The sequence below is a fragment of the Myxococcus guangdongensis genome (assembly GCF_024198255.1).
Classification (GTDB): Bacteria; Myxococcota; Myxococcia; order Myxococcales; family Myxococcaceae; genus Myxococcus; species Myxococcus guangdongensis.
The window spans coordinates 605,758-630,973 of record NZ_JAJVKW010000003.1 but is presented as its reverse complement, the minus strand read 5'-3'; the positions used below and the strand labels follow the sequence as shown (position 1 = coordinate 630,973).

The window sequence follows — 25,216 nt, the reverse complement described above, 5'->3', positions numbered from 1 at the left end:
CAGGTTACGGGTGCTGCTCCAGCACGATGTCGCGCGTCGCCAACCACACGCCTGCTGACGAGCGTGACAGCTTGAGGATTCCGCTGCCGCCGCGCAGCTCCTGCTTCGCGCGGTACTCCGCCGTCACGCCGTACTCGCCGTCGAACACGGCGTCATCGACGTAGTACGGAGCGCGGCCGGGCTCACCGAGGAACAGGTGCACGTGGGCGGGCATCGAGCCGTCCGGATAGGGCGCGGGCTTGATGGTGTCGAACGTGTAGACGCCATCCTGCCCCGTCCGGGCCCACCCTCGCAGCCTGCCGTGACGACGGCTCCACGTCGTCTCCTTGCCGCCGTTCGCGTAGAGCCCCTCCGCGTTGGTGTGGTGGGCATAGATGACGACCCCCGCCACGGGGGCACGCGCCCGAGCGCTCAGGACCCGCCCGGTCAGCACCATCCGCTCGCCCGGCTCCGCCGCGGAGGCGAGTTGGACGCGGGACGTCATCGAGTCCGGTGCGCGCTCGGCCACGGCTTCACAGCCCTCGCAGGTGTAGAGGTTCGCCCGCGCGCGGGGCACCGCCCCACCCGCCTCCGCGCAGGCTCCCACCACCGTGCCGGCAGCGCAGGCGCCCATCCCCACCAGGACGTCGCGTCGCTTCATGGCTCGCATGGACCTCCACAACGAAGGAGCGGGGCCTCGATTCCCAACCGCCGGGCCCCGTGCGGAAGACACTCGCCGCGGCGCGGATTTAACTCGGTTTAATTCATCCGACGCCGTGCTGGCCGCGACACTTCCGTTGAAAGTTTTCAACGCGAGGTCGCGCGACATGCCCCGGATTCCTTCCAGCCCATCCCCGTCGTTCGTTCCCACGCCGCCCCCCGAGGCCGAGGCGGCCCGGCCGAATCCTCCCGCGCCGCCGCCGCCTCCCCCGCCCACGCCGCGCTACCAAAAGCAGGGCAGCGACTTCGAGGCCGAGGACGCGCGCAAGTCGGACATCCGCAAGTGGGCCGCCAAGAACGGCGACACCGCGGGCGCCGGCAAGCCCGGCCCTCACGTGCAGACACAGCACGGAGGCCAGGGCGCCGGAGGAAACTCCGTTCCGGGAGGATCGGCCAACAACGGCCCCGTGACCGCGGGGATGCTGATGAACGGCGGCATGGCCCTGCTCAATGGTTCGGGGACCGGCGCAAGTCTTCCGAGCGGAGGACGAGCCAACAGCGGGCGCCTCCCGGGCGGTGGACTCGGCCATGGCGGCTCCCCGACGGGGCATGGCGCGAACGCCCTGAGCGGCGGACCCGGCAGCGGACGCGTGACCGTGGGCATGTTGATGAACGGCGGCATGTCCCTGCTCGGCGGAGCGAGCCCGACGCGCGGAGGACAGGGCAACGGCGGACTGCCGCTGCTCGGCGACACGGGCAACAGCGGCCTCGTCTCGCGCGGTGGCGGGCCCGAGGGCACGACGGCGACCTCTCGCGCCCAGATTGCACCGGGCCTGACGGGCGCGGATGCCTACGCGCAGATGCAGACGCTGTCCGCCTCCGCCAGCTCGGCGCAGCGGGCGGTCGACGCGACGGAGGTGCAGCTCGCCAATGATCTGGCGCTGCTCGGACCCACGCTGACCCCCGAGGAGCGCGACGCGTACATCGCCGGCTACCGCGAGCAGAACGCCGGCGTCTATGCGGCGCGCGACGCGGCCGTGTCCGACTTCGCCGCCCACCTGGAGGCCAACGGCGACGCGCTCACGAGCTACCTCGCCGAGCACCAGGCGGGCTCGCCCTACACCACGTCCGCCGCGGCCGGTGCGCTGTTCGAGGGCCTGGCCCTCGTCGCCGACTCGCCCCAGGCGGGCGCCGCGGTGGACTTCCTGGCCGGCAACGCCCCGCTGATGACCACCCTCGCCAGCGGCGCGAGCTTCAATCTGGAGGCCCAGGTCTACGGCCCCGCGCTCAACGCCACCATGGCGGACGCGCTCGCGAAGGGACAGACGCCCGAGCAGGCCGTGGCCGCCAGTCGCGCGCTCATCGACGCGATGCCCGCCAGCGTCCAGGCCAGCATCCTGGGCCCCAACCCCCAGGCGACGCTGGACACGCTGTCGCGCGCCGTCACCGGCGACGTGGCCGCCCTCACCGCGCTGTCCACCCACGCGGCCGCGCAGGGAAGCGCCGGCGCCCTGTCGCTGGTCACCTCCGCCCTCTCGGTCGCCATGTTCGTGCGGCCCGAGGTGTTCTCGGAGCCCAACGTCCTGCTGGGAATCACCGGCCCCCTGAGCAAGGTGGGCATGGGCGCCACGGCCGTCAGCGTGAGCCTGGGCACCGTGGCGTCGGTGCTCCAGCGCGTCACCTCCGCCGCGGCCAGCAAGCTCCCCGGCCTCGACGGCGTGGCCCAGCACACGGCGGACCTGGCGGCGGGTGCCCCCGCGCTCGCGAAGCTGGTGGGCAAGGCCAACAACATCCTGGGGATGGTGACCGCGAGCCTCAACGTGGTGGAGCTCCTCTCGCGTCAGGAGCAGAACCAGGGCACCCACATCCAGGTGGCCGTGCAGGCCGCGAGCGTCGTCACCGGCGCCCTGTCCTTCGCGGGCATCCTCTCCGGCGCCCCGGGCATCGCCGTGGCCGCCACCCTCTTCGTCCTCAACCAGATTGGCCAGGCGCGCGAGAGCTACCTGCGCGACGAGGAGGTGCGCCGCGCCGTCACCGAGCGCGCCACCGCGTTCGGCATCCCCGACGCCGCGGCCCGCGTGGAGTTCGTGTCCACCTACCCGAGCCAGGCCCGCGACCTCGCGGCGCTCGGCCTCGACTTCCCACGCATGCAGGACCTGGTGACGCGAGGGCTCTCCGACACCGCCGGCCTGCGGGAGGTCGCCCAGGCCTTCGAGCTGGAGCCCTCGGAAGTCGACCAGATGCTGGGGCTCATCGCCCCCGAAGGACAGACGACCCTCGCGGACTCCGGCGTCCGCACCTTCCTCAACTACTTCGAGCAGGCCCAGGCCGCCCTCCCCAACGGCACACCCGAGCAGCTCGCCGCGTGGATGCGGCAGAACCCGCCCCCGCCCACGCACGGCGGCGGCTACTACACCTTCGTCGTCTCCATGACGAACCTGCTCACCTCCAGCCCGTAACAGCGCTGCATTCGCACATCGCCTCGATTTGTCCTGGCCGGCGGACACCCGCTATCGTGTCCGCCGGCCTCGTCGTCCCTCCCGACGCCGGACGTGAGCAGCACCCCGTCCCGTCCTCACTTCATTCGCTCGACGAATGAAGTTTTCCACCCAGCCCGGCGCAGCGCTCCGAGTGCCGCCTCCGCGGCGCCGCACCCGCGCCGGCAATGACTCTCACCCGGACCACCGCCGCGTCGCGTCAGGCATTGCGCCCGGCGCGCGCCGCAAACGCAGACGTGCACGAACTTGCAATCCGCCAGACGTCGCTGGTACTTTCTTCGCCACTCGAACGAATGCGGTACGGGTTCGTCACGGAGTGACGGTGGGCCCCGGGGGTGTGGGCGACGGGCACGGCGTGATTCACCGCACGCTCCTCTGAAGCAGAGCGCCTTTCATGACGCATCGCACCGCGCGAGCGCCGCGTGTGTGCGTCGACTGGTTTCTTCGCAGCAAGAACGAAGTTTTCCAGCAGGGAGGGGAAGCCCATGCAGCACCAGCGTTTCGCCTGGACGTGTGCCGCGGCGGGGATGCTCGCCGCCATGAGTCTGCTCGGCGCATGTGACCCGGAGGAGGACGACAAGACGCCGGACCCGCCGGCCGACGCGGGGACGAAGCCCGACTCGGGCACGCCGCAGGACTCGGGCACGCCGGACGCGGGTGCGCCCGACTCCGGGACGCCTGACTCGGGGCCTGCCGACTCGGGGACGCCGGACGCGGGCGAGCCTCCTCCGGACGCGGGCACGCCGGACGCGGGCCCCACGGTGACGCTGCCCCTGACGGTGGACAGCCACTGGGCGGCGAGCGGCTACATGGGCGACGGCGAGGTGGGCACCATCACCTATGCCTCCGAATGTGCGTCTCCCCGCCCGGGCACGGGCAAGGGCACCTGCCACAAGTTCACCTATGCGCCGGGCGGCAGGGGCTGGGGCGGCGTGTGGTGGCAGTACCCCGCGAGCAACTGGGGAGAGCTGCCCGGCTTCGAAATCCCGGACGGCGCCTCCGTGCTGTCCTTCTACGCGTGGGGCGCCGAAGGCGGCGAGGTCGTCAAGTTCCTGGCGGGCCTGAGCACCACGGCGGACGGATTCACGCTGGATACCGGAGACCGGACGCTCACGACGACGCCAACTGAGTACACAATCGACGTCAGCCGCGTCCGATACCGGAAGGTGGTGGGTGGTTTTGGCTGGGTGGCGGGGAGCAAGCCTTCCCCGTTCGTCTTCTTCATCGACGACATCCAGTGGCGTTGACCCCCACAACCCTCCACGCGGTGGAACGGAGCGTAAGGGGACGATGAGAGTGGGAACGGCGGCACGGACGGTCGACGCGGCGGGCATGCGGGCGCAGAACAGCAGCCTGCTGCTGAACATGATCTGGCGCGAGCGCCAGATTTCCCGGGCGGAGATTGCCCGGAGGACGGAGCTCAGCCCGTCCACCGTGTCGGCCATCGTCGCGGACCTGGAGCACTCCGGGCTGGTGCGCAGCATCGGCGCCGGCGTGTCCCGGGGTGGCCGCCGGCCCACGCTCATCGGCTTCCGGGATGACGCCTTCAGCATCCTCGGCGTGGAGATGGGCGCCACCCACGTCACCGTCGTGCTCACGGACCTGCGAGGCCGCGTGCGCACCCACCGCAACAGCGCGCAACAGGTGCGCAACGACCCGGAAGGCACGCTCAAGTCCATCCGGACGCTGGTGCAGGAGTGCCTGGACGCCGAGCGCGTGCCCAGGAAGTCCGTGGTGGGCCTGGGCGTGGCCGCGCCCAGCCCGGTGCACCCGTCCGCGCCGGGGAAGCTCTCGCCGCTCATCCTGCCGGCCTGGCGCGGCTACGACGTGCGCGAGGCGTTGGGCGGCACGTTCGACCTGCCGGTGCTGGTGGACAACGACGCGAACCTGGGCGCGCTGGCGGAGTGCTACTGGGGCGCGGGCATCAACGGCGAGGACTTGACGTACATCAAGCTGGCGACGGGCATCGGCTCGGGCCACATCATCCACGGCGACGTGTACCGCGGCGCCGGGGGGACGGCGGGAGAGATTGGCCACATCGCCGTGGACTCCGCGGGGCCACCGTGCCTGTGCGGGCTGCGCGGCTGCCTGGTCACCCTCATCGGGTCCGGCGCGTTGGTGGAGCGCGCGCGGGAGCTGATGGGCACCAAGGGCCGCAAGGCGCCGACCATCCGCGAAATCGTCGAGGGCGCGCGCGCGGGAGACCCGGCGGCGCGTCAAATCATCGACGGGCTGGGCCAGTACCTGGGCATCGCGGTGGCGGGCCTGCTCAACCTGCTCAACCCCGCCATCGTCGTGCTCGGCGGTGAAATCTCGTCCGTGGGGGACCTGCTGCTGGACCCCTTGCGGACCTCGGTGCGCAAGCGCGCGCTGTCCACGTCCATGGCGGAGACGCGCATCGTCACCTCCGCGCTGGGCGACAAGTCCATCGCGGTGGGCGCGGCGACGCTCGTGCTCCAGGCGGCCCTGCGGGACCGCACGTTATTCCCACTCCAACACGTCGGAAGAACCGCATGACCTCCAGCCGACTCCTCGCGTGGTGCCTGCTCCTGGGGAGCGTGGCCTGTGACCCGGCCCGCTCCAAGAGCATCGAGCCTCCTCCCACCACCCACCAGCCCTCGCATCAGGATTGGCGGCTGGTCTGGCAGGACGAGTTCGACGGCGCCCAGGGAACGCCACCCTCCGCGGAGCGGTGGAACGCGGACGTCGGAGGAGACGGCTGGGGCAACGCGCAGTACGAGCACAACACGGCGCGCACGGAGAACGCGGCGCTGGATGGCGAAGGCCACCTGGTCATCACCGCGCGCAAGGAGCGCTACCAGGGCAACGACTACACCTCCGCGCGCCTCAACACGCGCGGCAAGTTCGAGCGCACCTACGGCCGCTTCGAGGCGCGCATCCAGCTGCCCACCGGCAAGGGCATCTGGCCGGCCTTCTGGATGCTGGGCGCCAACTTCGCCCAGGTCGATTGGCCCGAGTGCGGCGAAATCGACATCATGGAGCACCGGGGCCAGCTGCCCGCCATCGTGCGCGGCTCGCTGCACGGGCCGGGCTACTCGGGTGGGGAGAACGTCGGCGGCGAGCACGTGGTCAGCGGGGGCAAGCTGTACGAGGGCTTCCACCTCTACGCGGTGGAGTGGGACCCCGACCGCATCCGCTGGTTCGTCGATGACGTCGCGTTCCTCGAGGTGACGCCCAAGGACCTGCCGGCCGGCAGGCGCTGGGTGTTCGACCATCCTCACTTCCTCATCCTGAATATCGCGGTGGGCGGCAACTACGTGGGGCCCATCGACGGGACCACCCAGTTCCCCCAGACGATGCGCGTGGACTACGTGCGCGTCTACGCGAGGGCGGAATGAGGCCCGCGGCCTCACTGCTCCCCCTCCTCCTGCTGACGTTGGCCGCGTGCTCGAACGAGCCCAGGCCCCGTCCGCCCGGGACGCTGTTCGTCTCCGTGGAGCAGCAGAGCGCGTGGGTGCGCAACTTCAACCCGCTGTTCCCGGGCGCGGGCTCCCGGTGGCCCACGCGCGCGGGCATCTACGAGTGCCTGGAGCTCTACACGCCGTCCACCGGCGGCTTCACGCCGTGGCTCGCCACCGGGCACGCGTGGTCCGAGGACCGTCGCACGCTGCGCTTCACCTTGCGCGAGGGCGTGCGCTGGTCGGACGGCAGGGCCTTCAGCGCGGAGGACGTGGCGTACACGTTCCAGTTGTTGCGCAAGCACGCGGCGCTGGATGCGGGCGGCGTGTGGCGCTTCCTGACGGACGTGCGCGCCGAGGGCCCGCACACGGTGGCGTTCCAGTTCTCGCGCCTGTTCATCCCGGGCTTCGGAGATTTGGCCGCGCAGCCCATCGTCCCGCGCCACATCTGGGAGTTGGTGGCGGACCCGGTGACGTTCACCAACCCGAGCCCGGTGGCCACCGGCCCCTTCACGCAGGTGAGCCTGTTCCGCAATCAGGTGTACGAGCTGGGCCGCAATCCCTACTACTGGCAGCCCGGCAAGCCCGCGGTGCGCGCGCTGCGCTTCCTGGCGTTCCCCACCAACGACCAGGCGAACCTGGCGCTGGTGGAGGGCGAGGTGGACTGGGCGGGCAACTTCGTCCCCGCGGTGGACCGAACCTTCGTGTCCAAGGACCCGAAGCACCACGCGCGCTGGTTCCCGCTCTACGGCAGCACCGTCTTCCTCTACCCCAACACCACCCGGCCTCCGCTGGACGACGTGCGCGTGCGCAAGGCGCTGAGCATGGCGCTGGACCGCGAGCGGCTGGTGGAAATCGCGATGTATGGCTACACGCGGCCGGCGGACGCCACGGGCCTCAATGACGCGTACGCGGGCTGGCGGGACGCGGACGTCGCGAAGGACGCGTGGGTGCGCCACGACGCGAAGGAGGCCGCGCGGCTGTTGGACGAAGCGGGCCTCATCGTGGGTGAGGACGGGCTGCGGCGCGGCAAGGACGGGCTGCCGCTGACGCTGGACATCGAGGTGGTGGGCGGCTGGTCCGACTGGGTGCGCGCGGGACAGGTGGTCGCGCGGGACTTGCGCAAGCTGGGGCTGCAGGCGCAGCTGCGCACGTACGAGTTCGGCGCGTGGCAGGCGCGGCTGCAGAAGGGCGAGTTCCAGCTGGCCATCTCGTGGTCGCTGGATGGACCCACGCCGTACACCTTCTACAAGTGGATGCTGTCGTCGGCGACGGTGCGGCCGGTGGGCGAGGTGGCCGCGGCGAACTGGCAGCGCTATGGCGACGCGCGGACGGACGCGCTGCTGGAGCGCTTCGAGGGCACCGACTCGCGCGACGAGCAGCAGGCGCTGATGGCGCAGGTGCAGCGGCGCTTCTCGGAGACGGCGCCGGCGATTCCCCTCTTCCCGAACCCGTCCTGGGGCGAGGCCAACTCCAAGCGCTTCACGGGCTTCCCCTCGGAGGCGAACCCGTACGCGCGGCTGTCTCCGCACGCGGAGCCCGACAGCCTGCTGGTGCTGACGACCCTCACGCCGAGGGAGCCCTGACCATGTCCTACGTGCTTCGCAGGCTCGGCTTCTATCTGCTCGCGGCGTGGGCCTCGCTGACGATGAACTTCGTCATCCCGAGGCTCGCGCCTGGAGACCCGGCCACGGCGATGTTCGCGCGCTTCGAGGGGCGCATCTCTCCCGAGGCCCTGGTGGCGCTGAAGACGGCCTTCGGCTTCACGGACGCGCCGTGGCACGTGCAGTACGTCACGTACCTGAAGCACCTGCTCACGGGCGACCTGGGCCTGTCCTACGCGTACTACCCGTCGCGCGTGTCGGAGGTCATCGGCACGGGGCTGCTGTGGACGGTGGGGCTGGCCGGGTGCGCGGTGGTCATCAGCTTCGCGGTGGGGACGATGCTGGGGGTGCTGGCGGCGTGGAACCGGGGCGGGTGGATGGACTCCGTGCTGGCGCCGGCGCTCGCGTTCCTGGGGGCCTTCCCCTACTTCTGGCTGGCCATGCTGGCGCTGTACCTCTTCGGCTTCGGGCTGGGGTGGTTCCCGCTGCGGCACGCGTACTCGCACGACGTGGAGCCGGGGCTGACGTTCTCGTTCATCGCGGACGTGGGACGGCACGCGGTGCTGCCGGCGGCGTCCATCGTGGTGGCCACGCTGGGCGGGTGGATGCTGAGCATGCGCAACACCATGGTGGCCGTGCTGGGCACGGACACGCTGCGGCTGGCGCACGCGAAGGGCTTGCCGCCCCGGCAGGTGATGCTGCGGTACGCGGCGCGCAACGCGCTGTTGCCCAACGTGACGGGCTTCGGGATGGCTCTGGGGTTCGTGCTCAGCGGCTCGCTGCTGACGGAGATTGTCTTCTCGTATCCAGGGACGGGCTACCTGCTCATCCTCGCGGTGCGCAACCAGGACTACCCGCTGATGCAGGGGCTCTTCCTGGTCATCACGCTGGCGGTGCTCGCCGCGAACTTCGCGGTGGACCTGCTGTGCCTCTGGCTGGACCCGAGGACCCGCGCCCATGCGTGAGACCCTTCGACGACTGCTCCGCCAGCGGAAGGCGGCCGTGGGAGGCAGCATCCTCCTGGGCTTCCTGCTGCTCGCGCTCGTGGGTCCGTGGCTGGTGATGGACCCCACGGAGCTGGTGGGTCAGCCGCACCAGCCGCCCTCTCGCGCGCACCTGTTCGGCACCACGGGACAGGGACAGGACGTGCTCGCGCAGACGGTGGTGGGAGCGCGGGAGACCTTGGCCATCGGCTTCGCGGTGGGCGCGCTGGTGACGCTGGTGGGCGCGCTGGTGGGCATCACGGCGGGTTATCTGGGCCGACGGGTGGACGATGCGCTGACGCTCACCACCAACGTGTTCCTGGTCATCCCAGGTCTGCCATTGGCCATCGTGTTGGGGGCCTATCTGCCCTCAGGCCCGATGCGCATGGTGGTGGTGCTCACGTTCGCGGGCTGGGCGTGGAACGCGCGGGTGTTCCGAGCGGAGGCGCTGGCGCTGCGCGGTCGGGACTTCGTGGCGGCGGCGGTGGTGGCCGGGGAGAGCCATGCGCGCATCATCACGCGAGAGCTGCTGCCGAACATGGCGTCGCTGGTGGCGTCGTCATTCATCGGGAACACGCTGTACGCGGTGGGCGCGCAGGTGGGGCTGGAGTTCCTGGGCCTGGGCGACGTGGGCGCGGTGACGTGGGGCACCAACCTGTACTGGGCCGGCAACGACGCGGCGCTCCTGACGCGCTCGTGGTGGATCTTCGTCCCCACGGGGCTGTGCATCGCGCTGGTGGGCTTCTCGCTCACGCTGCTGAGCTCCGCCATCGACGAGCTGACGAACCCCGCGCTGCGCGCGCCCCCGTCGGCCCCAGTGCCCGCGAAGGTGGGTGAGGCGGCCTCGGAGGTGCCCACGCCCGGCGTGCTCCTGAGCGTGCGTGGGGTGTCCATCGAGTACATGACGGCCTCGGGGCCTTCGCGGGTGGTGGACCAGGTCTCGCTCGACATCGCGCCGGGCGAGGTGTTCGGGCTCGCGGGTGAATCAGGGAGTGGCAAGTCGACGCTCGGCTACGCGCTGTTGCGGCTGTTGCCTCCGGCGGCGGCGATTACGCAGGGACACATCCTGTTCGACGGCACGGACGTCACCGCGCTGTCGCCCGAGGCGATGCGTGAGTTCCGCTGGAGCCGCGTGTCCATGGTGTTCCAGAGCGCGATGAGCGCGCTCAATCCGGTGCTCTCGCTGGGGGAGCAGTTCCACGACACGCTGGCGGCGCACGGGGGAAGTTCCCGCGCGGCGTCTTATGCGCGAGCGCGCGAGATGCTCGCGATGGTGGGGCTGAAGCCGGAGCTGGTGCACGCGTGGCCGCATCAGCTGTCGGGCGGCATGCGGCAGCGGGTGGGCATCGCGCTGGCGTTGGCGCTGGAGCCGAAGCTGGTGGTGATGGACGAGCCCACGACGGCGCTCGACGTGGTGGTGCAGAAGGAGTTGCTCCAGCGGGTGGTGGAGCTGAAGGGGCGGCTGGGCTTCGCCGTCCTGTTCATCACGCACGACTTGCCGCTGCTGCTGGCGCTCGCGGACCGGGTGGGCATCCTCCAGGCCGGCAAGCTGGTGGAGGTGGACACGGCACAGCGGCTGCGCACGGACGCGAAACATCCGTACACGCGGCTCCTGCTCTCGTCCTTCCCGCACCTCGGCGCGTCCGACGTGGCCGCGCCGCCACCGGATGTCCTCGAGCACGCCGCACTGAAGCCCGCGCAGGCCGCCATGCCCGGAGGTCGCCGATGAGCCCGAGGAATCTTCGGTCCGAGGCGCTCGGAGGCACCGACTCCGTGCGGACGCCGTCGCGCGACGAGGCGTCGCGGCCTCCGCACACCCTTCTCGACGGCTCGGGCGCCGCCCTCGCGACCTCACACGCCATGCGCTTCGGAGGCCGCCGATGAGCCCGCCGCTCCTCGAAGCCACGCGTCTGTCGAAGAGCTTCCCGCTGGGCGGCTTCCTCTCGCGCTCGCGACGCAAGGTGTTGCAGGACGTCTCCTTCTCACTGGAGCGCGGCGAAATCCTCGCGCTCGTCGGTGAGTCGGGCAGCGGCAAGAGCACCCTGGCGCGACTGCTCGCGCGGCTGGACAGCCCGGATGGCGGTGAGCTGCGGCTGCACGGAGAGAACGTCCTCGCGACTGACGGCCGCGCCGCGTCGCTGTCCTACCGCGCCCGCGTGCAGATGGTCTTCCAGGACCCGTTCGCCTCGCTCAACCCCGTGCACACCGTGGCCTATCACCTGGAGCGCTCACTCCTGCGCCACGGCAAGGCCCAGGGCGTGGAGCTCAAGCGCCGCGTGCACGCGCTGCTGGAGTCCGTGGGCCTGACGCCCGTGGAGCAGTTCGCCCAGCGCTATCCGCACGAGCTGTCCGGAGGTCAGCGTCAGCGCGTCGCGGTGGCCCGAGCGCTGGCCGTGGAGCCCGACGTCATCATCGCGGACGAACCCACGTCGATGCTCGACGTCTCCACGCGCCGAGGCGTGCTCCAGCTCCTCAAGGGCCTGACGCGCGAGCGCGGCATCGGCATCCTCTTCATCACCCACGACCTGGCGAGCGCGCGGCACCTCGCGGACCGCGTGCTCGTGCTCTACGCGGGCAGCGTCGTGGAGACGGGCCACACCCGCGAGGTCCTCCAGTCCCCTCGCCACCCGTACACGCGCCTGCTGCTCTCCGCGGTGCCAGACGGCGTGGACTTCCTGCGCACGCCGCTCCCCGCTCGCACGCCCGCCGGGCCCGCCCCGCCTCTGGGGTGCGCCTTCGCCCCGCGCTGTCCGCACGCCGACGTGCGCTGTCACGAGTCGTTTCCCCCCTTCCACCATCCCGCGGCGGAGCACCACGTCCGCTGCCACCTCGAGTCCTCGAAAGGAGTCCCTGACGATGCGGCAGTTTCCTCATGACTTCGTGTGGGGTGTAGCCACCTCCTCGTACCAGATTGAAGGCGCCACCGATGTTGACGGGCGCGGTGAATCCATCTGGGACCGTTTCTCCGCCACGCCCGGGAAGATTCAGGATGGCACCAACGGCAACGTCGCCTGCGACCACTACCACCGGTGGCGCGAGGACGTGGAGCTGATGCGCTGGATGGGACTCAAGTCCTACCGCTTCTCCATCGCGTGGCCCCGCATCCTCCCCGCAGGTCGCGGCAAGGTGAGCCAGGCCGGTCTCGACTTCTACTCACGCCTGGTCGACGGCCTGTTGGAGGCGGGCATCGAGCCGTGCATCACGCTGTACCACTGGGACCTCCCCCAGGCCCTCCAGGACCAGGGCGGCTGGGCCTCACGCGACACGGTGAGCGCGTTCGTCGAGTACGCGGACGTCGTGAGCCAGAAGCTCGGCGACCGCGCGAAGCGCTGGATTACGCACAACGAGCCCTGGTGCATCAGCGTGCTGGGCTACGCCAACGGTGAGCACGCGCCCGGCGTCAAGGACTGGGGGCAGGCGCTGGCCACGGCCCACCACGTGCTCCTGTCCCACGGACAGGCAGTGCCCGTGCTGCGCTCCAACGTGTCCCAAGCGGACGTGGGCATCACCCTCAACCTGGTGCCCGCCGAGCCCGCGTCGCCCAGCGCCGAGGACCTGGAGGCCTGCCGCTCCTTCGACGGCGGCTTCAACCGCTGGTACCTGGACCCGCTCTACGGACGCGGCTACCCGCGCGACGTCATCCAGGACCACATCGCCTCGGGCCACCTGAAGTCGGACACGCTGCCGTTCCTGCGCCCCGGAGACCTGGAGGACATCTCCACGCCCATCGATTTCCTCGGGGTCAACTACTACAACCGTGCCGTCCTGCGCAGCGACCGCATCCCCGAGTCGCAGAACGCGCCGCGCACCGTCCACGTCAGCAGCGAGAAGACGGAGATGGACTGGGAGGTGAGCCCTCACGGCCTGACCCAGCTGCTCGTGCGGCTGCACCAGGACTACAACCCGGGCCGCCTCTACGTGACGGAGAACGGCGCCGCCTACGGCACGGGCCCGGATTCGGACGGCCGCGTGCGCGACACCAAGCGCGTGCAGTACCTGCGCCTGCACCTGGAGGCCTCGCTCGAGGCCATCCGCCAGGGCGTCCCACTCCAGGGCTACTTCGCCTGGTCCCTGCTGGACAACTTCGAGTGGGCCTACGGCTACCAGAAGCGCTTCGGCATGGTCTACGTCGACTACGCCACCCAGAAGCGCCTCCCCAAGGACAGCGCGCATCTGTACCGCGCCGTGGTGGCCCAGAACGGGCTGGATGTGGAGCTGGCCGCATGAGAGCCCTGTTCCTCGCACCCCTGCTGGCCCTCACGCTGCACACGCCTTCCGTCCTCGCCCAGGACGTCCAGGCGCCCCCCGTCCAACCCGGCGCGGCGCAGCCTCCCGCGGCTCCGGTGGAGAACTCACCACCCGCCGCCGCGCAGCCCGGCGGCGCGCCTCCGCCCACCACGTCCACGCTGCCCGAGGGGCCTCCGAGCCCCGCGCCCTCGCCCCAGCCCATCGCCCTACCCACCGTGGACGTCACGGCGGGCGCGGAGAAGACCACCGTGGTCAAGGTGTACCGCGACGAGCGGGGCTTCAAGCTGAAGGTGGACGGCCGCGACTTCCTCATGCGCGGCATGAACTGGGGCTACACGCCCATCGGCGAGAACTACCGCTACTCGCTCTGGAACCAGCCCGATGACTTCGTGCGCGCGGTACTGGCGCGCGAGATGACGCTGCTGCGCGACATGGGCGTCAACTCCATCCGCCAGTTCGACGACATCCCGCCGCGCTGGGTGGAGTTCATCTACAAGAACTACGGCATCACCACCGTGGTGAACCCGCTGATGGGCCGCTACGGCGCCACCGTCAACGGCGCCTTCGTGCCGAACATCGACTACTCCAACAAGACGCACCGCGAGGCGCTGCTCGCGGAGCTGGCGAAGAAGGTGGAGGTGTACCGGGGCGTGCCGGGCGTGCTCGTGTGGCTGCTCGGCAACGAGAACAACTACGGCCTGCACTGGACCTCGTACGAGATCGAGGCGCTGCCCGGACAGGAGGACGCCGCGCGCGCGGTGCACCTGTACACGCTGATGGGTGAAGCGGCGCGGACCATCAAGGCCCGTGACGTCAACCACCCGGTGGCCCTGGCGAACGGCGACCTGCAGTACATCGACCTGGTGGCCCAGCACGCCGCGGACATCGACATCTTCGGCGCCAACGTCTACCGCGGCCCGAGCGTGCGTGACTTGTACGAGGAGGTGCTGCGCAAGGTGGACAAGCCGGTGCTCTTCTCCGAGTTCGGCGCGGACGCGTACAACGCGAAGGAGGGCCGCGAGGACCACCTGGCGCAGGCGGAGTACCTGCGACAGCAGTGGGAGGAAATCTATACCCAGACGTACGGCCAGGGCCGCGTGGGCAACGCGCTGGGCGGCTTCGTGTTCCAGTGGGTGGATGGCTGGTGGAAGATGGGCCAGGAGACCAACCTCTCCCTGCACGACACCACGGCCTCGTGGCCGAACGGCGGCTACGCGGCGGACTTCGTGCCCGGCCAGAACAACATGAACGAGGAGTGGTTCGGCATCTGCGCGCTCGGCACGCCGGATGACGCGGGCATCTCCCGCATCCAGCCGCGCACGGCCTACTACCTGCTCCAGGCGGCCTTCCGGTTGGACCCGTACGCGGAGGAGACGGACCTGGACCGCATCCACGCGCACTTCGGGGCGCTGCGGCCCTCGGAGCTGTCGAAGGGGTACGAGTCCTCCATCGCCCTGGCGAAGGCGGATGAGCTCAGCGCGGTGCGCGTGTCCAACCTGCGGCTGGTGATGGACAGCTCGCTGTCGCGCGGGAGCATCGCGACGACGCGGCCGAACCAGACGGCCTCCGACCACACGGAGTCCATCTTCTTCGACCTGGCGCTCCAGCCCGCCACCGGCGTGTACGGGCGCGCGTCGTTCAACGTGGTGGGCAACGTGGCCACCAACCGCCTCAACAATCTGTTCTACGAGAACCGGGGCAACACGCCCGCGCCGACGACGCCCACGCCCGGCGTCTCTCCGACACCCGGAGTGGCGCAGCCGGGCGTGTCGGGGTTCGACCGGTTCGCGCTGTACCAGGCGGAGTTCAAGCTGGACCGCACGGACTTCGCGCTCGAGGGCTTCTACCGCGTCGGCCACTACCACTGGGGCGAGGAGGGCGACTTCTTCGGCCTCTACCGCGAGGCCAACTACGGACCGAACATCGACATCTACCACGGCAACGCGCCGTTCGGCGTGGTGCTCAGCGGCAAGCGCGCGTACGAGGGGTTCAAGATCGCCATCGGCCCGGAGCTCTACTGGGGCGCCAACCCGTCCGTCGTCGCCAAGTACCGCAAGGGCTTCGGCAACGCGGCGCTGACGCTGGTGCACCAGGAGGACATCGCGCGCGGTGGCACGCAGCAGACGGCCTCCGTCATCCGTGAGCGCGTGGCACGCCGCACGGCGCTGACCTTCGAGTGGAACCAGGGTCCGCTGTCCGTGGACGTGGGCGGCATCCTCGCGGCGCCTCAGCGCATCGGCGAGGAGTTCACCTGGACGCGCGAGACGAACGGCCTCGGCTACCAGGGCACGGGCCAGGAGGTGCTGCGCGACAAGGTGCAGTTCCTCGACACGCTCGGCGCCAAGGCGCGGGCCACCTATGACTTCGGCGGAGCGCGCGTCTTCGCACAGGGCTCGTTCCGAGGGCTCGTGGCGGACGGCGGCCCGGAGCCGAGCATCGTGCTGACGGGTTGGAGCCTGCGCGAGAGCGGGCGAGGCAATCACTTCGGCGCGCAGGCGGGCGCGGCGTTCCAGCTGGGCACCATCGAGGTGGCGCCGAATCTGCTGTACCAGAAGCCGCTCATCGGACCGAACCCGAACATCCCCGACACGTTCGACCGGGAGACGGGCACGTACTTCCCGGCGGTGCGCGCGCGCAACGTGTTGCAGGACGCGTTCACGGTGTTGGACAACCGCGAGACGCTGGGCGCGGAGCTGCTCATCACCTTCGACCCGACGCCCGGGACGTGGTTCTGGCAGTGGGACCGCGAGATGCGCGAAGACGCGCCGTTCGCCGCGGGCCTGGACCTGGTGTACCGCCATCAGCCGACGTCGCGTGACGCGAGCATCGCCATCCTCGCGGATGGCAGCGCGGTGCCGTTCGCCGGCGCTCCGCCTGCTCGGGACGAGTGGGAGGCGTCGCTGCGCATGGTGGGCAATCCGTCGCAGCGGCTGAAGCTGTACGGCACGGCGTTCGTGGGCAGCAACCAGTCGGGTGGCGAGGACGCGCGGCAGGTGCGCCGCTTCGGCCTGGACGCCAACGCGCTGTACGACACGCTGCTGCTGGCGGCGCAGGTGCGCTTCAACGACTGGGGTCCGTACGACTACCACCGCATCTTCAACCTCACCTACCCGCTGCAGGTCGGAGGCGATTTGTCCTACGGCTTGAAGCGTCCGGTGCTGGGAGCGGTGTCCACGCGCTTCGGTCTGCGAGGGCTGGTGCGCATGCTGAACGAGCACTCGGAGGGCTTGAGCACGACGGCCATCACCGAGGGACTCGAGGGCCGCGAATACGAGGTGGGTGCGTATGCAATCCTTTCGCTCTGAGGGACGACGGATGAAGACGTGTCTTGTGCTCATCGCGGCGCTGGGCACCTCCGGGTGCTACGACCGCGCGAGCTATGTCTATGGCGAGTCGATGGAGGACCTGACGCTCCAGGTGCACGACGCGACGATGGGCGTGTACCCGAGTACGACCATCCTGGACGACCCGAACAACCCCTTCGTGGACTCGACGCCGGGGACGGAGACGAAGTGGCTCATCCAGGCCAACGCGGGGCCGGTGGCCTCGTTCTATGCGTGGGCCACGCTGCTGGCGCGCGGGCCGTATGGCGAGGCGCAGTACTACGTGGGGCTGAACCTGCTGGGCGTGTACCAGAACGGGCTCGCGTCGCAGCAGGACCTGCCGGTGGTGCGGGAGCTGGCCATCAAGGCGTACCAGTCGGTGCTCGACAACTTCCCGGACGCGGTGACGTACGACGCCACGGGGACGATTCAGTACGAGCTGGTGACGCCGGCGTACAAGGCCATCGTGGAGATGGGTGGGACGGTGACGGGCGGGTGGGTGCTGGTGCGGACCTCGAGCGGCGCGGACAAGGCGGTGCGGCCATGAAGCGGACCTTGGGTGTCGTTCTGTTGATGCTGACGGCCTGCCGACCAGACCCGGGCGAGTCCGACTACGCGAACCACCAGCCGTCGGTGCAGGGGGACGCGGGACCGAATCCGGACGAGGAGTTCCTCCCGGGTCCGTTCCCCTTCCAGCAGGGCCAGCGGCGGCTGTTCGTGGGCTTCTACGAGGGCGGACGCTCGGAGGAGATCATCATCAACGACGTGGACTCGCACATCTATCTGTACGAGGGCACGGTCTCGATTGATTCGTCCACGACGCGCGTGGAGGGCAAGGTGTCGGACCGCGTCGTCCACGCGGGCAAGGGGTGGCTCGGCTTCGGCATCCACTGGGACACGCCGCACAACCTGGATGGATGGAAGACGCTGCACGTGAGCCTGCAGTCGTCCGACCCGGGGTTCGCCGCGGTGAAGATTGGGATGAACGACGCGGAGGGCTTCCAGGTCGACGCGTCGAAGTATGGGTATGCCAACGATGGACAGTGGCATCACCTGGCCATCCCCCTGACGGACTTCGCTGCGGGGGGCGTGAGCCTGGCGGCGGTGCAGGCGCCGTTCGTGCTGCTGTCGGGCGCGGGGCCCTCGGGCAACACGCTGCTGCTCGACAATCTGTACTTCACGAACTAGCCGGCGGGCCTGGGTGGCGGCGGTGAGTCAAATTGCAATGATTACACATTTGCAATTCTGAATCCACCGCCACCCAGAGTCGACCTGGCAGTCATTGCCGTTCGGCCGGCAACTCCGACTCGAATTTGCGTCCCGCATCTCGGCCGCACAGCATGACGGCCGACGGGCCGCGACCGAACGATGAGGTGACTCGCGCGTGACAGCAGGCGCAGGGCCGTCATGTCCGCAGTGCCACCTCATCGACGGCCTTTCCCAGGCCGTAGGAGCTGCCTCGTCATGATTCGAACCAGTCTCTCCCTCGTCACCGCCGTCCTGCTCTCGATGTGCCTGGGCGCATGCAGCCCCGAACCCCAGGCGGGCGAGGGTGACGCGGAGACGATGACCTCCGAGAACGCGCTGTCCCAGGACACGGCGGAGCAGGACCCGAGCCTCGTCGCCTGTACCGCCACGGCGGTCTGTGGCACCTGCACCACGCTGAACTGCACGGGTGCGTCCACGTGTTCGGCGGCGAATGGACCCACGGGCTTCGCCACCTGTGATGGGGTCACCCAGGCTTGTCGGACGTGCTCGTTCGGCGGGGTGACCTACAACGACGGGCAGCGCGTCCCGTCTTCAATCACCATCGGCTGCTCCGCGAAGCTCAACGGCCGGTGTCTGGGTGGCCCCTTCGCGGGCCGGGCCTGCGTGTCCAGCGGACAGTGCGGCGCCGAGTGCTGCAATGGCACCTGGCAGTAGCGCATCGGGCGCGTGAGCGTGTCTCCCATGCGCTCGCGAGCATCACGGCGACAGGGCGTTGGCCTTGTCGTCGTAGTTCCCCTGTCAGACAGGAGTGCCAGCATCCTCTGACATGAACGCTGCCCATGATGGACTGAGGTGAAGCATGCGTGCCGGCCTCTGGCTGCTGTGCCTTGCCATCCTTCTGGTGGGTTGTGCAGGGGTCGAGTCGTCAGCAGATCGACGTCGGACTTCGGTGCTTCGACAGCATGACGCTCGGTCAAGGGAGGCTCTTCGCGAGGATACCGAACCCTCACGCGCATCTTCGTCGGCCGGAGTCCGACGAACTCCTGGAGAGCGCGTCGAGACATTCGAGGACCTGCTGAGGAAGGCTGGACTTGAGGAGCAGGATGACCGGCCCATCCCGGGCAACACGCTCACGCCGGCGCAGGCCGCCCGGCTGCTCGCCGAACTTCTGCGCAAGCCTGTCACGCTTGGAACCTATCCGTCTCGAATGGCGGTGGGCCACCTGCTGCGCGAGATTCTCGAACAAGGTCCGGTAGCTCCCACCGAGCTTCAGCGACGCGTCAAACGCTTCCATCAGGTGGCCGTGCTCCGTCCGGATGGATGCCTGGCGTGGGCGCTCACCGGGCGGGCGCAGCAACGCATCGGTGAGGTCGAATGGGAGGAGGGGGCGTTCCGAGCGCATCACTTCGAACTGGGACGCTTCTATGTCAGCAACGGCTTCGTCTTCCGGCTTGCGAACGAGCGACTGGAGCCCATCGACAGTGCGGTGTTCGTCGAGGTGTACGACGACGCGGACTATCTCGGCAGCGCGCTGGATGGCGCGGAGTCCGCGTTCCTAAAGCTGGCGCTCTCGGTGGGGAAGTTGCTCATCCATCCGCTCGACAGCCTTGCCGAGCTGAAGAACCTGCCCTCCGGCGTGGCCGCGCTCATCACCGCATCTCCGGCTTACTTCGAGCGATTCCGGCACATGACTCGCGGAGAGCAGGTCCGCGCCGCCGCTGAACTGGCCACCAACCTCCTCGTCACGGCGGGGACGGCCTCGGCCACGACTCGTACGGTGACAGGAGCCCTGGCGGGCGCCGAAGCACACGTTCCGGTGCTGTCACTGTCCGCGCAGGGAGCACTCCGAGTAGAGCGTCTTGCAGTACCTGTCGGGCGCGCGGCAACGGTGGTGGGTGGCGGCCCCGGCGCAGCACTCGTCCTCCATCGAGCCAACTCCTCGACCACCCAACCATCGGGTGGTCCTGGACCGGGCCAGTGGGGCCCAGCGAAGGAGTCCATGTCCCCTCGCGCTCGCCGCTACCAGGAACAGATCTCCGGTCACTCGGCGGACGAGGCATACTGGGTCGGTGGCGTGAAGTTCGATGGCTTCGAGCAGGGCGTGTTGCTGGAGGCGAAGGGACCGGGCTATGCGAACAAGTTTCTCGACGACCTCAAGCCAAAGGTCTGGTTCGAAGGGTCGGGCGCCAAGGCACTCGTCGACCAAGCGAATCGTCAGCGAGCCGTCGCAAGAGGGGCGCCCATTCGATGGCACGTCGCGGAGGCGAAAACCACCGAGGCCATTCGGAAGCTGTTCGATGCCAACGATGTCGAGGGAATCGAAGTCATCTTCACGCCCCCTCTTCCCTGAGGAACCTTGAGCCGTGACCGAGAGCTACTACGCGGGAGTCTATTGGGGGCCCAGGAAGGAGTCGGCGGAGGAGTGCGCGCGTCGGCTCCAAGTCCTTCTCGAGCGACTTCCAGCCGTAGACTCCTCGCTCGGACACTGGTTCCAACAAGGCAAGTCACGCGCCGAGGCACTGAAGCGCCCACTGCTCCCTGAGATGGCAGAGCTGGAGCCCTTCGTTCGCCGGAGCAAGGACCGAGTCCTCGACGAGTTGGGCTTCAGCATGGCGGGATGGAATGGCGCCGGTGCTGACGATGAAACCACCAGCTTCCTCCTCGCATGTGGCGGCCACTCCGAATGGGTCGGAAACCGGTGTGTCTACACGTTGCCCAGCAGGGGCCCAAGCTTGGAGCGGCTCCTGTCGGAACCCGCGCTTTCAGCGCTCCTGCGACATACGGCTGACGCCTGGGAGCCGGATTGGGGCGTGGCGATTTCGGAGCAACACCGGGACCTGCTGAAGCCTCACCGTCCCAAGGGGACTCCGTACGTGGGCTGGGTCACCTATCTCGCACGGCATCGGGGCACGATTCCGCCCCTCCCCGCGCCGGTGCGCATCGAGCCCGTGGAAGGCAAAGGCACGCTCATCATCCTCACCTCCGAACGCTTCACGGTGAGCAATCCGGAGCACGTAGCCTTGGCGGAGCAAGTGCGAGCGCTGCTGGACCAGGCAGGTCTGATGAAGCCGCTCAGCGGCCAACCCTGAGTCTCACCGCCTCCGCCACCGCGCGTCCCCTGCCTCCGCGGTGAGCAGGATGAGCGTCGCCGTAATCGCGGACTCCACGTCCGGTGGGTCTCCCGTCAGCGCGTCCCGGTACAGGAAGAACTGTCCCACCCGGACGATGACGTTCGACAGCGCATCCAGGTTCATCGCCGGGCGGATGAGCTTGTCCCTCACGCCCTCCTCCAGCGCCCTCCGGATGCTCGCCGCGCAGCGCTCCTCCACCCGGCTGCTCTTCGACATCAGCACGCGCATCGCGTACTCGGAATCCTGCTGGATGAAGCGCCGCAGTGGCGCGTCCTCCACAATCAGCTGGATGAGCCGCTCGGTGACGTCCGCCAGGTACGCCGCGCCCTCCCCTTGGAACTCGCCCCTGGCCGCCGTCAGCGCGACGTCGAACCGGGACGAGAGCACCTCCCCATAGAGCAGCTCGCGCGTCCCCGCCCACCGGAACACCGTGGCCCGACTGACGCCCAGCTCCTGCGCCATCCTGCCGATGTCAAACCGCTCCCCCTCGCTCCACCACCGCATCGCCAACGCGAACAAGTCCCTCGGCGTCGCCCGCGACGGCACCTCCAGTCGCTTCGACAACGGCGTCACCCGCACCCGTGACTTCGCGCGCGAGGCCGGACGCGTCGTCCTCGACGGCGCCCTCTTCACGCTCCGCCGCGCGGGCTTCGCCCCCGTCCGCTTCATGTCGCCGCGCTCATCATCTTCCGACGACGCCGCTTCATCCCCGCCACCAGCACACGCTGGTAGAGCGTGGGCAACAGCCGCTGCATGAAGTCGATGAGCACCGCGTCCCCGCCGATGAGCTGACGACGACGGTTCTTGTGGATGGCCGTGACGATGTCCTCCGCCGCGCGCTCCGGCGTCGTCGCGAACGCCTTCTCGAAGTCACTCGACGAGCGCTCGTCCGTCCACCCCCGACGCACCGTCACCCGCGCGTTCCGCGCGATGTTCGTCTTGATGCCCCCGGGGTGCACACAGGTGACGCCGATGCTCCCGCCCTCCACCTCCAACTCCTGCCGCAGCGCCTCCGTGAACCCCTTCACCGCGAACTTCGCCGAGTTGTACGCCGCCTGCGTCGGCACCCCGATGAGCCCGAAGACACTCGACACGTTGACGATGTGCCCCGCGTCCACCGCCTTCAGGTGCGGCAAGAAGGCCTTGGTGCCGTACACCACGCCCCAGAAGTTGATGTTCATCAACCACTCGAAGTCCTCGTACCGCGTGTCCTCGATGGTCGCCCCCAACGCCACCCCCGCGTTGTTGATGACGATGTGCACCGCGCCGAACTCCCGCGCCACCTCGTCCGCCCACGTGTGCACCTCTTCGCGCTTCGCCACGTCCACGCGGTCCACCCGCACGCGCACCCCGTGCTCCCGGCACTTCGCCTCCGTCTCGGCGAGCCCCTGCGGATTCACGTCCGACAGCGCCAGGTGACAGCCCCGCTTCGCCAGCAGCACCGCCGTGGCCCGGCCAATCCCCGAGCCCGCGCCCGTGATTGCCGCGACCTTGTCCTTCACCGTCTTCATGTGTTGGCTCCGTTTCGCGCCCGGCTCGGCTCCACCTCGTCGAGCATGCGGCGCAGCACCCGCGCGAGCTCCTCCGTCGCTGCCCGGCAGGCCCGGCTCAATCCCGACATGTTCGCGAACGCATGCACCAGCGAATCGAAGCGGCGCAGCGTCGTCGGAGTCCCCGCCTCCCGCAGCGCCATCGCGTACGCCTCCGCCTCGTCCCGCAGCGGGTCGAACCCCGCGGTGACGATGAGCGCCGGTGGCGCCCCCGCCAGCGACTTCTCCTGCCGCGGAGACACCCGAGGGTCCGCCAGCGGCGTCGTGCTGCCCCGCATGTACTGCGCCTGGTACCACTCGATGTCCACGCGCGTGAGGAAGAAGCCCTCCGCGAAGTGCGACAGCGAGCCCCAGTCCCGCGTCCTGTCCATCGTCGGGTACAGCAGGAACTGCAACGCCGGCTTGCGCGTGCCCTCGCGCACCGTGTGCTGCGCGACGACGGCGGCCAGGTTGCCTCCCGCGCTGTCGCCTCCCACCGCCACCCGCTCCGGGTCCGCGCCCAGTTCTTCCGCGTGCTCCAGCGCCCACTCGAACGCGGCAATCGCGTCCTCCACCGCCGAGGGGAACGGATGCTCGGGCGCCAGCCGGTAGTCGATGGAGAGCACGTGCACGCCCGCGTGGTGACACAGCCGCCGGCATGGCGAGTCGTGCGTGTCCAGGTCCCCCATCACGAACCCGCCGCCATGGAAGAACACCAACAGCGGCCGTCCCCGTGAGTCCCCGACGGGCACGTAGTGCCGCGCCCGCAGCGGGCCGTGCTTCGTCTCGAGCACCCGCGCCGTCACCGACGCCACCGGCTCCAACTCGCCCGCGTGCATGAGCGCCTCGCGCCGCAGCCGATGTCGCGACTCGGCGAGGGACAGCTCCGACTTCCGGGGCACGCCCTTGCGCTCCCGCAGCGAAAGCAACAGCTGCACCTCCGGGTGCAGACGCAGCCCATCCATCACCACCGGCGGCTTGCCGGACAGTCGCACCAGCATCCCCGGGGGCAGCCGGAACAGCACACTCGCGACCTGGTACTCCAATCGCTCCAGCAACGTCAGCGTCGTCTCATCAGCCATGGGTCAGCGTCCGGTGACGAGCCCCCACCATCGAACGCGGACGCCCAGGTCGGGCGATGGCCACGTACTCCGAAGGCTCGAAGGAAGAGACTCGATGATTGAAGGAGAACGTGAAGCCGGGCCACAGCGTGGAGTTGCGCCCCGTGGCGTCCAGGTACCAGCTCACGCACCCGCCCTTGAGCCAGACCGTCCGCGCCATCCGATGGTCGACCTCCCGGACGAACGCCTCCTGCGCGTCGGCCCTGGGCTCCACCGCCGCCAGCCCTCGTCCGTCCAGGTAGCGCAGCGCGCTGAGCACATGCGACAGCTGCGCCTCCATCATCAGGATGACGGACGTGTGCCCCAGCCCCGTGTTGGGCCCCAGCAACATGAAGAAGTTCGGGAAACCGCTCACCGACGTGCCCAGGTACGCCTTCATGCTGCCCGCCCACGTCTGCGTCAGCGAGCGCCCATCCCTGCCCCGGATGTGCCGCGCGAAGGAGGGCTCCGTGATTTGGAAGCCCGTGCCGAAGATGAGCGCGTCCACCGGGTGCTCCGCGCCCGTCGTGGTGACGACGGAGTGCTCGCGCACCTCCTGGATGCCCTCCGTGACGACCTCGACGTTGTCCCGCGTCAGCGCCGGCAGGTAGTCGTCCGAGATGAGCACACGCTTGCAGCCCATCGTGTAGCCGGGCGTGAGCTTCGCGCGCAGCGCCGGGTCCCGCACCGAGCGGCGCAGGTGACGCTTCGCTCCGCGCTGGGCGATGCGGATGATCCACGGGTGCATGAAGGCCAGCGCGGACAGCTCCTTCACCGCGTAGATGCCCGCGCGCGTCAGCCACCGCGCCCCGGGGACATGGGTGTACAGCCACCGCCTCCACGCGGCGATGGGGTGGTCCTCGCGCGGGAGAATCCACGGCGGCGTGCGCTGGAACAGGACCAGCCGGGACACCTTCCGCTGGATGACCGGGACGAACTGGATGGCGGACGCGCCCGTGCCCACCACCGCCACCCGGCGCCCCTCCAGCGCGTAGCTCGAGTCCCACCGGGCCGAGTGCATCACCTTGCCCTGGAAGCGCTCCAACCCCGGCAGCGCGGGCACCACGGGCTCGCTGAAGGCGCCCGCCGCGAAGATGAACACGTCCGCGGTGAACAGCCCGTGTGACGTCTGGAGGCGCCAGTGCCGCGCGGCCTCGTCCCAGGAGGCCTCTTCCACCGTGTGGTGGAAGCGCACGTGCGGCAGCACGCCGAAGCGCTCCGCGCAGTCGCGCAGGTACGCGTGAATCTCCGGCTGCGGTGAGTAGGCCCGCGTCCAGCGGGGGTTGGGCGCGAAGGAGAACGAGTACAGGTGCGAGGGGACGTCACACGTGCAGCCCGGGTACAGGTTGTCCCGCCAGACGCCGCCCACGTCCCCTGCCCGCTCGAGGATGACGAAGTCCTCCATCCCCTCCTGCTTCAGGCGGATGGCCATGCCCAGGCCACCGAAGCCGCTGCCGGCGATGGCCACGTGGAAGTGCCGGACCCGAGCCAGGGACATCGCTACCTCCGCTCCAGGGAAACCCGCCCGCCGCC

20 protein-coding genes are annotated in these 25,216 nt (G+C 69.6%); 15 read left to right on the top strand and 5 right to left on the bottom strand.

Annotated features, from left to right (window positions below):
• Window positions 1-4: 4 nt before the first annotated feature.
• Window positions 5-640 carry a dioxygenase family protein gene (locus tag LXT21_RS12020; protein WP_254038252.1) on the bottom strand — a complete coding sequence of 212 codons (636 nt, stop codon included), beginning with the start codon at window positions 638-640 and terminating at the stop codon, window positions 5-7.
• A 166-nt stretch (window positions 641-806) separates the two neighbouring features.
• Here LXT21_RS12020 and LXT21_RS12015 point away from each other — a divergent pair, with 166 nt between their 5' ends.
• The 15 genes from LXT21_RS12015 (at window position 807) to LXT21_RS44805 (ending at window position 21,012) form a co-directional block, all read left to right on the top strand.
• Complete coding sequence (locus LXT21_RS12015) at window positions 807-3,098, top strand: hypothetical protein (RefSeq protein WP_254038552.1); 2,292 nt, start codon at window positions 807-809, stop codon at window positions 3,096-3,098.
• 524 nt (window positions 3,099-3,622) lie between these two features.
• Window positions 3,623-4,384, top strand: coding sequence for a hypothetical protein (locus LXT21_RS12010; protein WP_267145404.1), 762 nt, complete (start codon window positions 3,623-3,625; stop codon window positions 4,382-4,384).
• Between the two features lie 43 nt (window positions 4,385-4,427).
• Entirely contained in the window at window positions 4,428-5,654 is a 1,227-nt protein-coding gene (locus tag LXT21_RS12005) for an ROK family transcriptional regulator (RefSeq protein ID WP_254038251.1), read from the top strand.
• Window positions 5,651-6,496 (top strand): glycoside hydrolase family 16 protein, encoded by an 846-nt coding sequence (locus LXT21_RS12000; protein WP_254038250.1) that lies wholly within the window; start codon window positions 5,651-5,653, stop codon window positions 6,494-6,496. The genes LXT21_RS12005 and LXT21_RS12000 overlap by 4 nt, the downstream gene beginning before the upstream one ends.
• Complete coding sequence (locus tag LXT21_RS11995) at window positions 6,493-8,142, top strand: ABC transporter substrate-binding protein (protein WP_254038249.1); 1,650 nt, start codon at window positions 6,493-6,495, stop codon at window positions 8,140-8,142. Before LXT21_RS12000 ends, LXT21_RS11995 begins: the two co-directional genes overlap by 4 nt.
• 2 nt (window positions 8,143-8,144) lie before the next feature.
• Window positions 8,145-9,125, top strand: a complete 981-nt coding sequence (locus LXT21_RS11990) for an ABC transporter permease (RefSeq protein ID WP_254038248.1) — start codon at window positions 8,145-8,147, stop codon at window positions 9,123-9,125.
• Complete coding sequence (locus LXT21_RS11985; protein WP_254038247.1) at window positions 9,118-10,872, top strand: dipeptide/oligopeptide/nickel ABC transporter permease/ATP-binding protein; 1,755 nt, start codon at window positions 9,118-9,120, stop codon at window positions 10,870-10,872. The genes LXT21_RS11990 and LXT21_RS11985 overlap by 8 nt, the downstream gene beginning before the upstream one ends.
• 151 nt (window positions 10,873-11,023) lie before the next feature.
• On the top strand, window positions 11,024-12,019 hold the full coding sequence (locus tag LXT21_RS11980; RefSeq protein WP_254038246.1) for an ABC transporter ATP-binding protein: 996 nt from the start codon (window positions 11,024-11,026) through the stop codon (window positions 12,017-12,019).
• Window positions 12,000-13,370 carry a GH1 family beta-glucosidase gene (locus tag LXT21_RS11975; protein WP_254038245.1) on the top strand — a complete coding sequence of 457 codons (1,371 nt, stop codon included), beginning with the start codon at window positions 12,000-12,002 and terminating at the stop codon, window positions 13,368-13,370. The genes LXT21_RS11980 and LXT21_RS11975 overlap by 20 nt, the downstream gene beginning before the upstream one ends.
• Window positions 13,367-16,696, top strand: a complete 3,330-nt coding sequence (locus LXT21_RS11970) for a glycoside hydrolase 5 family protein (protein WP_254038244.1) — start codon at window positions 13,367-13,369, stop codon at window positions 16,694-16,696. Before LXT21_RS11975 ends, LXT21_RS11970 begins: the two co-directional genes overlap by 4 nt.
• 10 nt (window positions 16,697-16,706) lie before the next feature.
• Window positions 16,707-17,261: a hypothetical protein gene (locus tag LXT21_RS11965; protein ID WP_254038243.1), complete on the top strand. Its 555-nt coding sequence runs from the start codon at window positions 16,707-16,709 to the stop codon at window positions 17,259-17,261.
• Window positions 17,258-17,902, top strand: coding sequence for a hypothetical protein (locus LXT21_RS11960; protein ID WP_254038242.1), 645 nt, complete (start codon window positions 17,258-17,260; stop codon window positions 17,900-17,902). The genes LXT21_RS11965 and LXT21_RS11960 overlap by 4 nt, the downstream gene beginning before the upstream one ends.
• Before the next feature lie 276 nt (window positions 17,903-18,178).
• Window positions 18,179-18,637, top strand: coding sequence for a hypothetical protein (locus LXT21_RS11955; RefSeq protein WP_254038241.1), 459 nt, complete (start codon window positions 18,179-18,181; stop codon window positions 18,635-18,637).
• A gap of 145 nt (window positions 18,638-18,782) precedes the next feature.
• Complete coding sequence (locus LXT21_RS11950; RefSeq protein WP_254038240.1) at window positions 18,783-20,273, top strand: Tox-REase-5 domain-containing protein; 1,491 nt, start codon at window positions 18,783-18,785, stop codon at window positions 20,271-20,273.
• Window positions 20,274-20,286: 13 nt separating this feature from the next.
• On the top strand, window positions 20,287-21,012 hold the full coding sequence (locus LXT21_RS44805) for an immunity 52 family protein (protein ID WP_323394347.1): 726 nt from the start codon (window positions 20,287-20,289) through the stop codon (window positions 21,010-21,012).
• Window positions 21,013-21,015: 3 nt separating this feature from the next.
• Here LXT21_RS44805 and LXT21_RS11940 read toward each other — a convergent pair whose 3' ends face one another.
• From LXT21_RS11940 to LXT21_RS11925, 4 genes are read right to left on the bottom strand one after another with little or no spacing between them, the layout of a single operon-like run.
• Complete coding sequence (locus LXT21_RS11940; RefSeq protein WP_254038238.1) at window positions 21,016-21,723, bottom strand: QsdR family transcriptional regulator; 708 nt, start codon at window positions 21,721-21,723, stop codon at window positions 21,016-21,018.
• Entirely contained in the window at window positions 21,720-22,565 is an 846-nt protein-coding gene (locus LXT21_RS11935; RefSeq protein ID WP_254038237.1) for an SDR family NAD(P)-dependent oxidoreductase, read from the bottom strand. The genes LXT21_RS11940 and LXT21_RS11935 overlap by 4 nt, the downstream gene beginning before the upstream one ends.
• Window positions 22,562-23,665 carry an alpha/beta hydrolase gene (locus LXT21_RS11930; RefSeq protein ID WP_254038236.1) on the bottom strand — a complete coding sequence of 368 codons (1,104 nt, stop codon included), beginning with the start codon at window positions 23,663-23,665 and terminating at the stop codon, window positions 22,562-22,564. Before LXT21_RS11930 ends, LXT21_RS11935 begins: the two co-directional genes overlap by 4 nt.
• Window positions 23,658-25,181 (bottom strand): flavin-containing monooxygenase, encoded by a 1,524-nt coding sequence (locus LXT21_RS11925; RefSeq protein WP_254038235.1) that lies wholly within the window; start codon window positions 25,179-25,181, stop codon window positions 23,658-23,660. The genes LXT21_RS11930 and LXT21_RS11925 overlap by 8 nt, the downstream gene beginning before the upstream one ends.
• Between the last annotated feature and the right edge of the window lie 35 nt (window positions 25,182-25,216).

What these genes read in the sequence shown, in the direction of transcription:
- LXT21_RS11930 (WP_254038236.1), bottom strand. Translation starts at nt 23,665, where the DNA reads ATGGCTGATGAGACGACGCTGACGTTGCTGGAGCGATTGGAGTACCAG.
- LXT21_RS11935 (WP_254038237.1), bottom strand. Translation starts at nt 22,565, where the DNA reads ATGAAGACGGTGAAGGACAAGGTCGCGGCAATCACGGGCGCGGGCTCG.
- LXT21_RS11970 (WP_254038244.1), top strand. Translation starts at nt 13,367, where the DNA reads ATGAGAGCCCTGTTCCTCGCACCCCTGCTGGCCCTCACGCTGCACACG.
- LXT21_RS11995 (WP_254038249.1), top strand. Translation starts at nt 6,493, where the DNA reads ATGAGGCCCGCGGCCTCACTGCTCCCCCTCCTCCTGCTGACGTTGGCC.
- LXT21_RS11985 (WP_254038247.1), top strand. Translation starts at nt 9,118, where the DNA reads ATGCGTGAGACCCTTCGACGACTGCTCCGCCAGCGGAAGGCGGCCGTG.
- LXT21_RS11950 (WP_254038240.1), top strand. Translation starts at nt 18,783, where the DNA reads ATGCGTGCCGGCCTCTGGCTGCTGTGCCTTGCCATCCTTCTGGTGGGT.
- LXT21_RS12010 (WP_267145404.1), top strand. Translation starts at nt 3,623, where the DNA reads ATGCAGCACCAGCGTTTCGCCTGGACGTGTGCCGCGGCGGGGATGCTC.
- LXT21_RS12020 (WP_254038252.1), bottom strand. Translation starts at nt 640, where the DNA reads ATGAAGCGACGCGACGTCCTGGTGGGGATGGGCGCCTGCGCTGCCGGC.
- LXT21_RS11940 (WP_254038238.1), bottom strand. Translation starts at nt 21,723, where the DNA reads ATGAAGCGGACGGGGGCGAAGCCCGCGCGGCGGAGCGTGAAGAGGGCG.
- LXT21_RS11980 (WP_254038246.1), top strand. Translation starts at nt 11,024, where the DNA reads ATGAGCCCGCCGCTCCTCGAAGCCACGCGTCTGTCGAAGAGCTTCCCG.
- LXT21_RS11925 (WP_254038235.1), bottom strand. Translation starts at nt 25,181, where the DNA reads ATGTCCCTGGCTCGGGTCCGGCACTTCCACGTGGCCATCGCCGGCAGC.
- LXT21_RS12015 (WP_254038552.1), top strand. Translation starts at nt 807, where the DNA reads ATGCCCCGGATTCCTTCCAGCCCATCCCCGTCGTTCGTTCCCACGCCG.
- LXT21_RS11960 (WP_254038242.1), top strand. Translation starts at nt 17,258, where the DNA reads ATGAAGCGGACCTTGGGTGTCGTTCTGTTGATGCTGACGGCCTGCCGA.
- LXT21_RS11965 (WP_254038243.1), top strand. Translation starts at nt 16,707, where the DNA reads ATGAAGACGTGTCTTGTGCTCATCGCGGCGCTGGGCACCTCCGGGTGC.
- LXT21_RS11990 (WP_254038248.1), top strand. Translation starts at nt 8,145, where the DNA reads ATGTCCTACGTGCTTCGCAGGCTCGGCTTCTATCTGCTCGCGGCGTGG.
- LXT21_RS11955 (WP_254038241.1), top strand. Translation starts at nt 18,179, where the DNA reads ATGATTCGAACCAGTCTCTCCCTCGTCACCGCCGTCCTGCTCTCGATG.
- LXT21_RS12000 (WP_254038250.1), top strand. Translation starts at nt 5,651, where the DNA reads ATGACCTCCAGCCGACTCCTCGCGTGGTGCCTGCTCCTGGGGAGCGTG.
- LXT21_RS11975 (WP_254038245.1), top strand. Translation starts at nt 12,000, where the DNA reads ATGCGGCAGTTTCCTCATGACTTCGTGTGGGGTGTAGCCACCTCCTCG.
- LXT21_RS12005 (WP_254038251.1), top strand. Translation starts at nt 4,428, where the DNA reads ATGAGAGTGGGAACGGCGGCACGGACGGTCGACGCGGCGGGCATGCGG.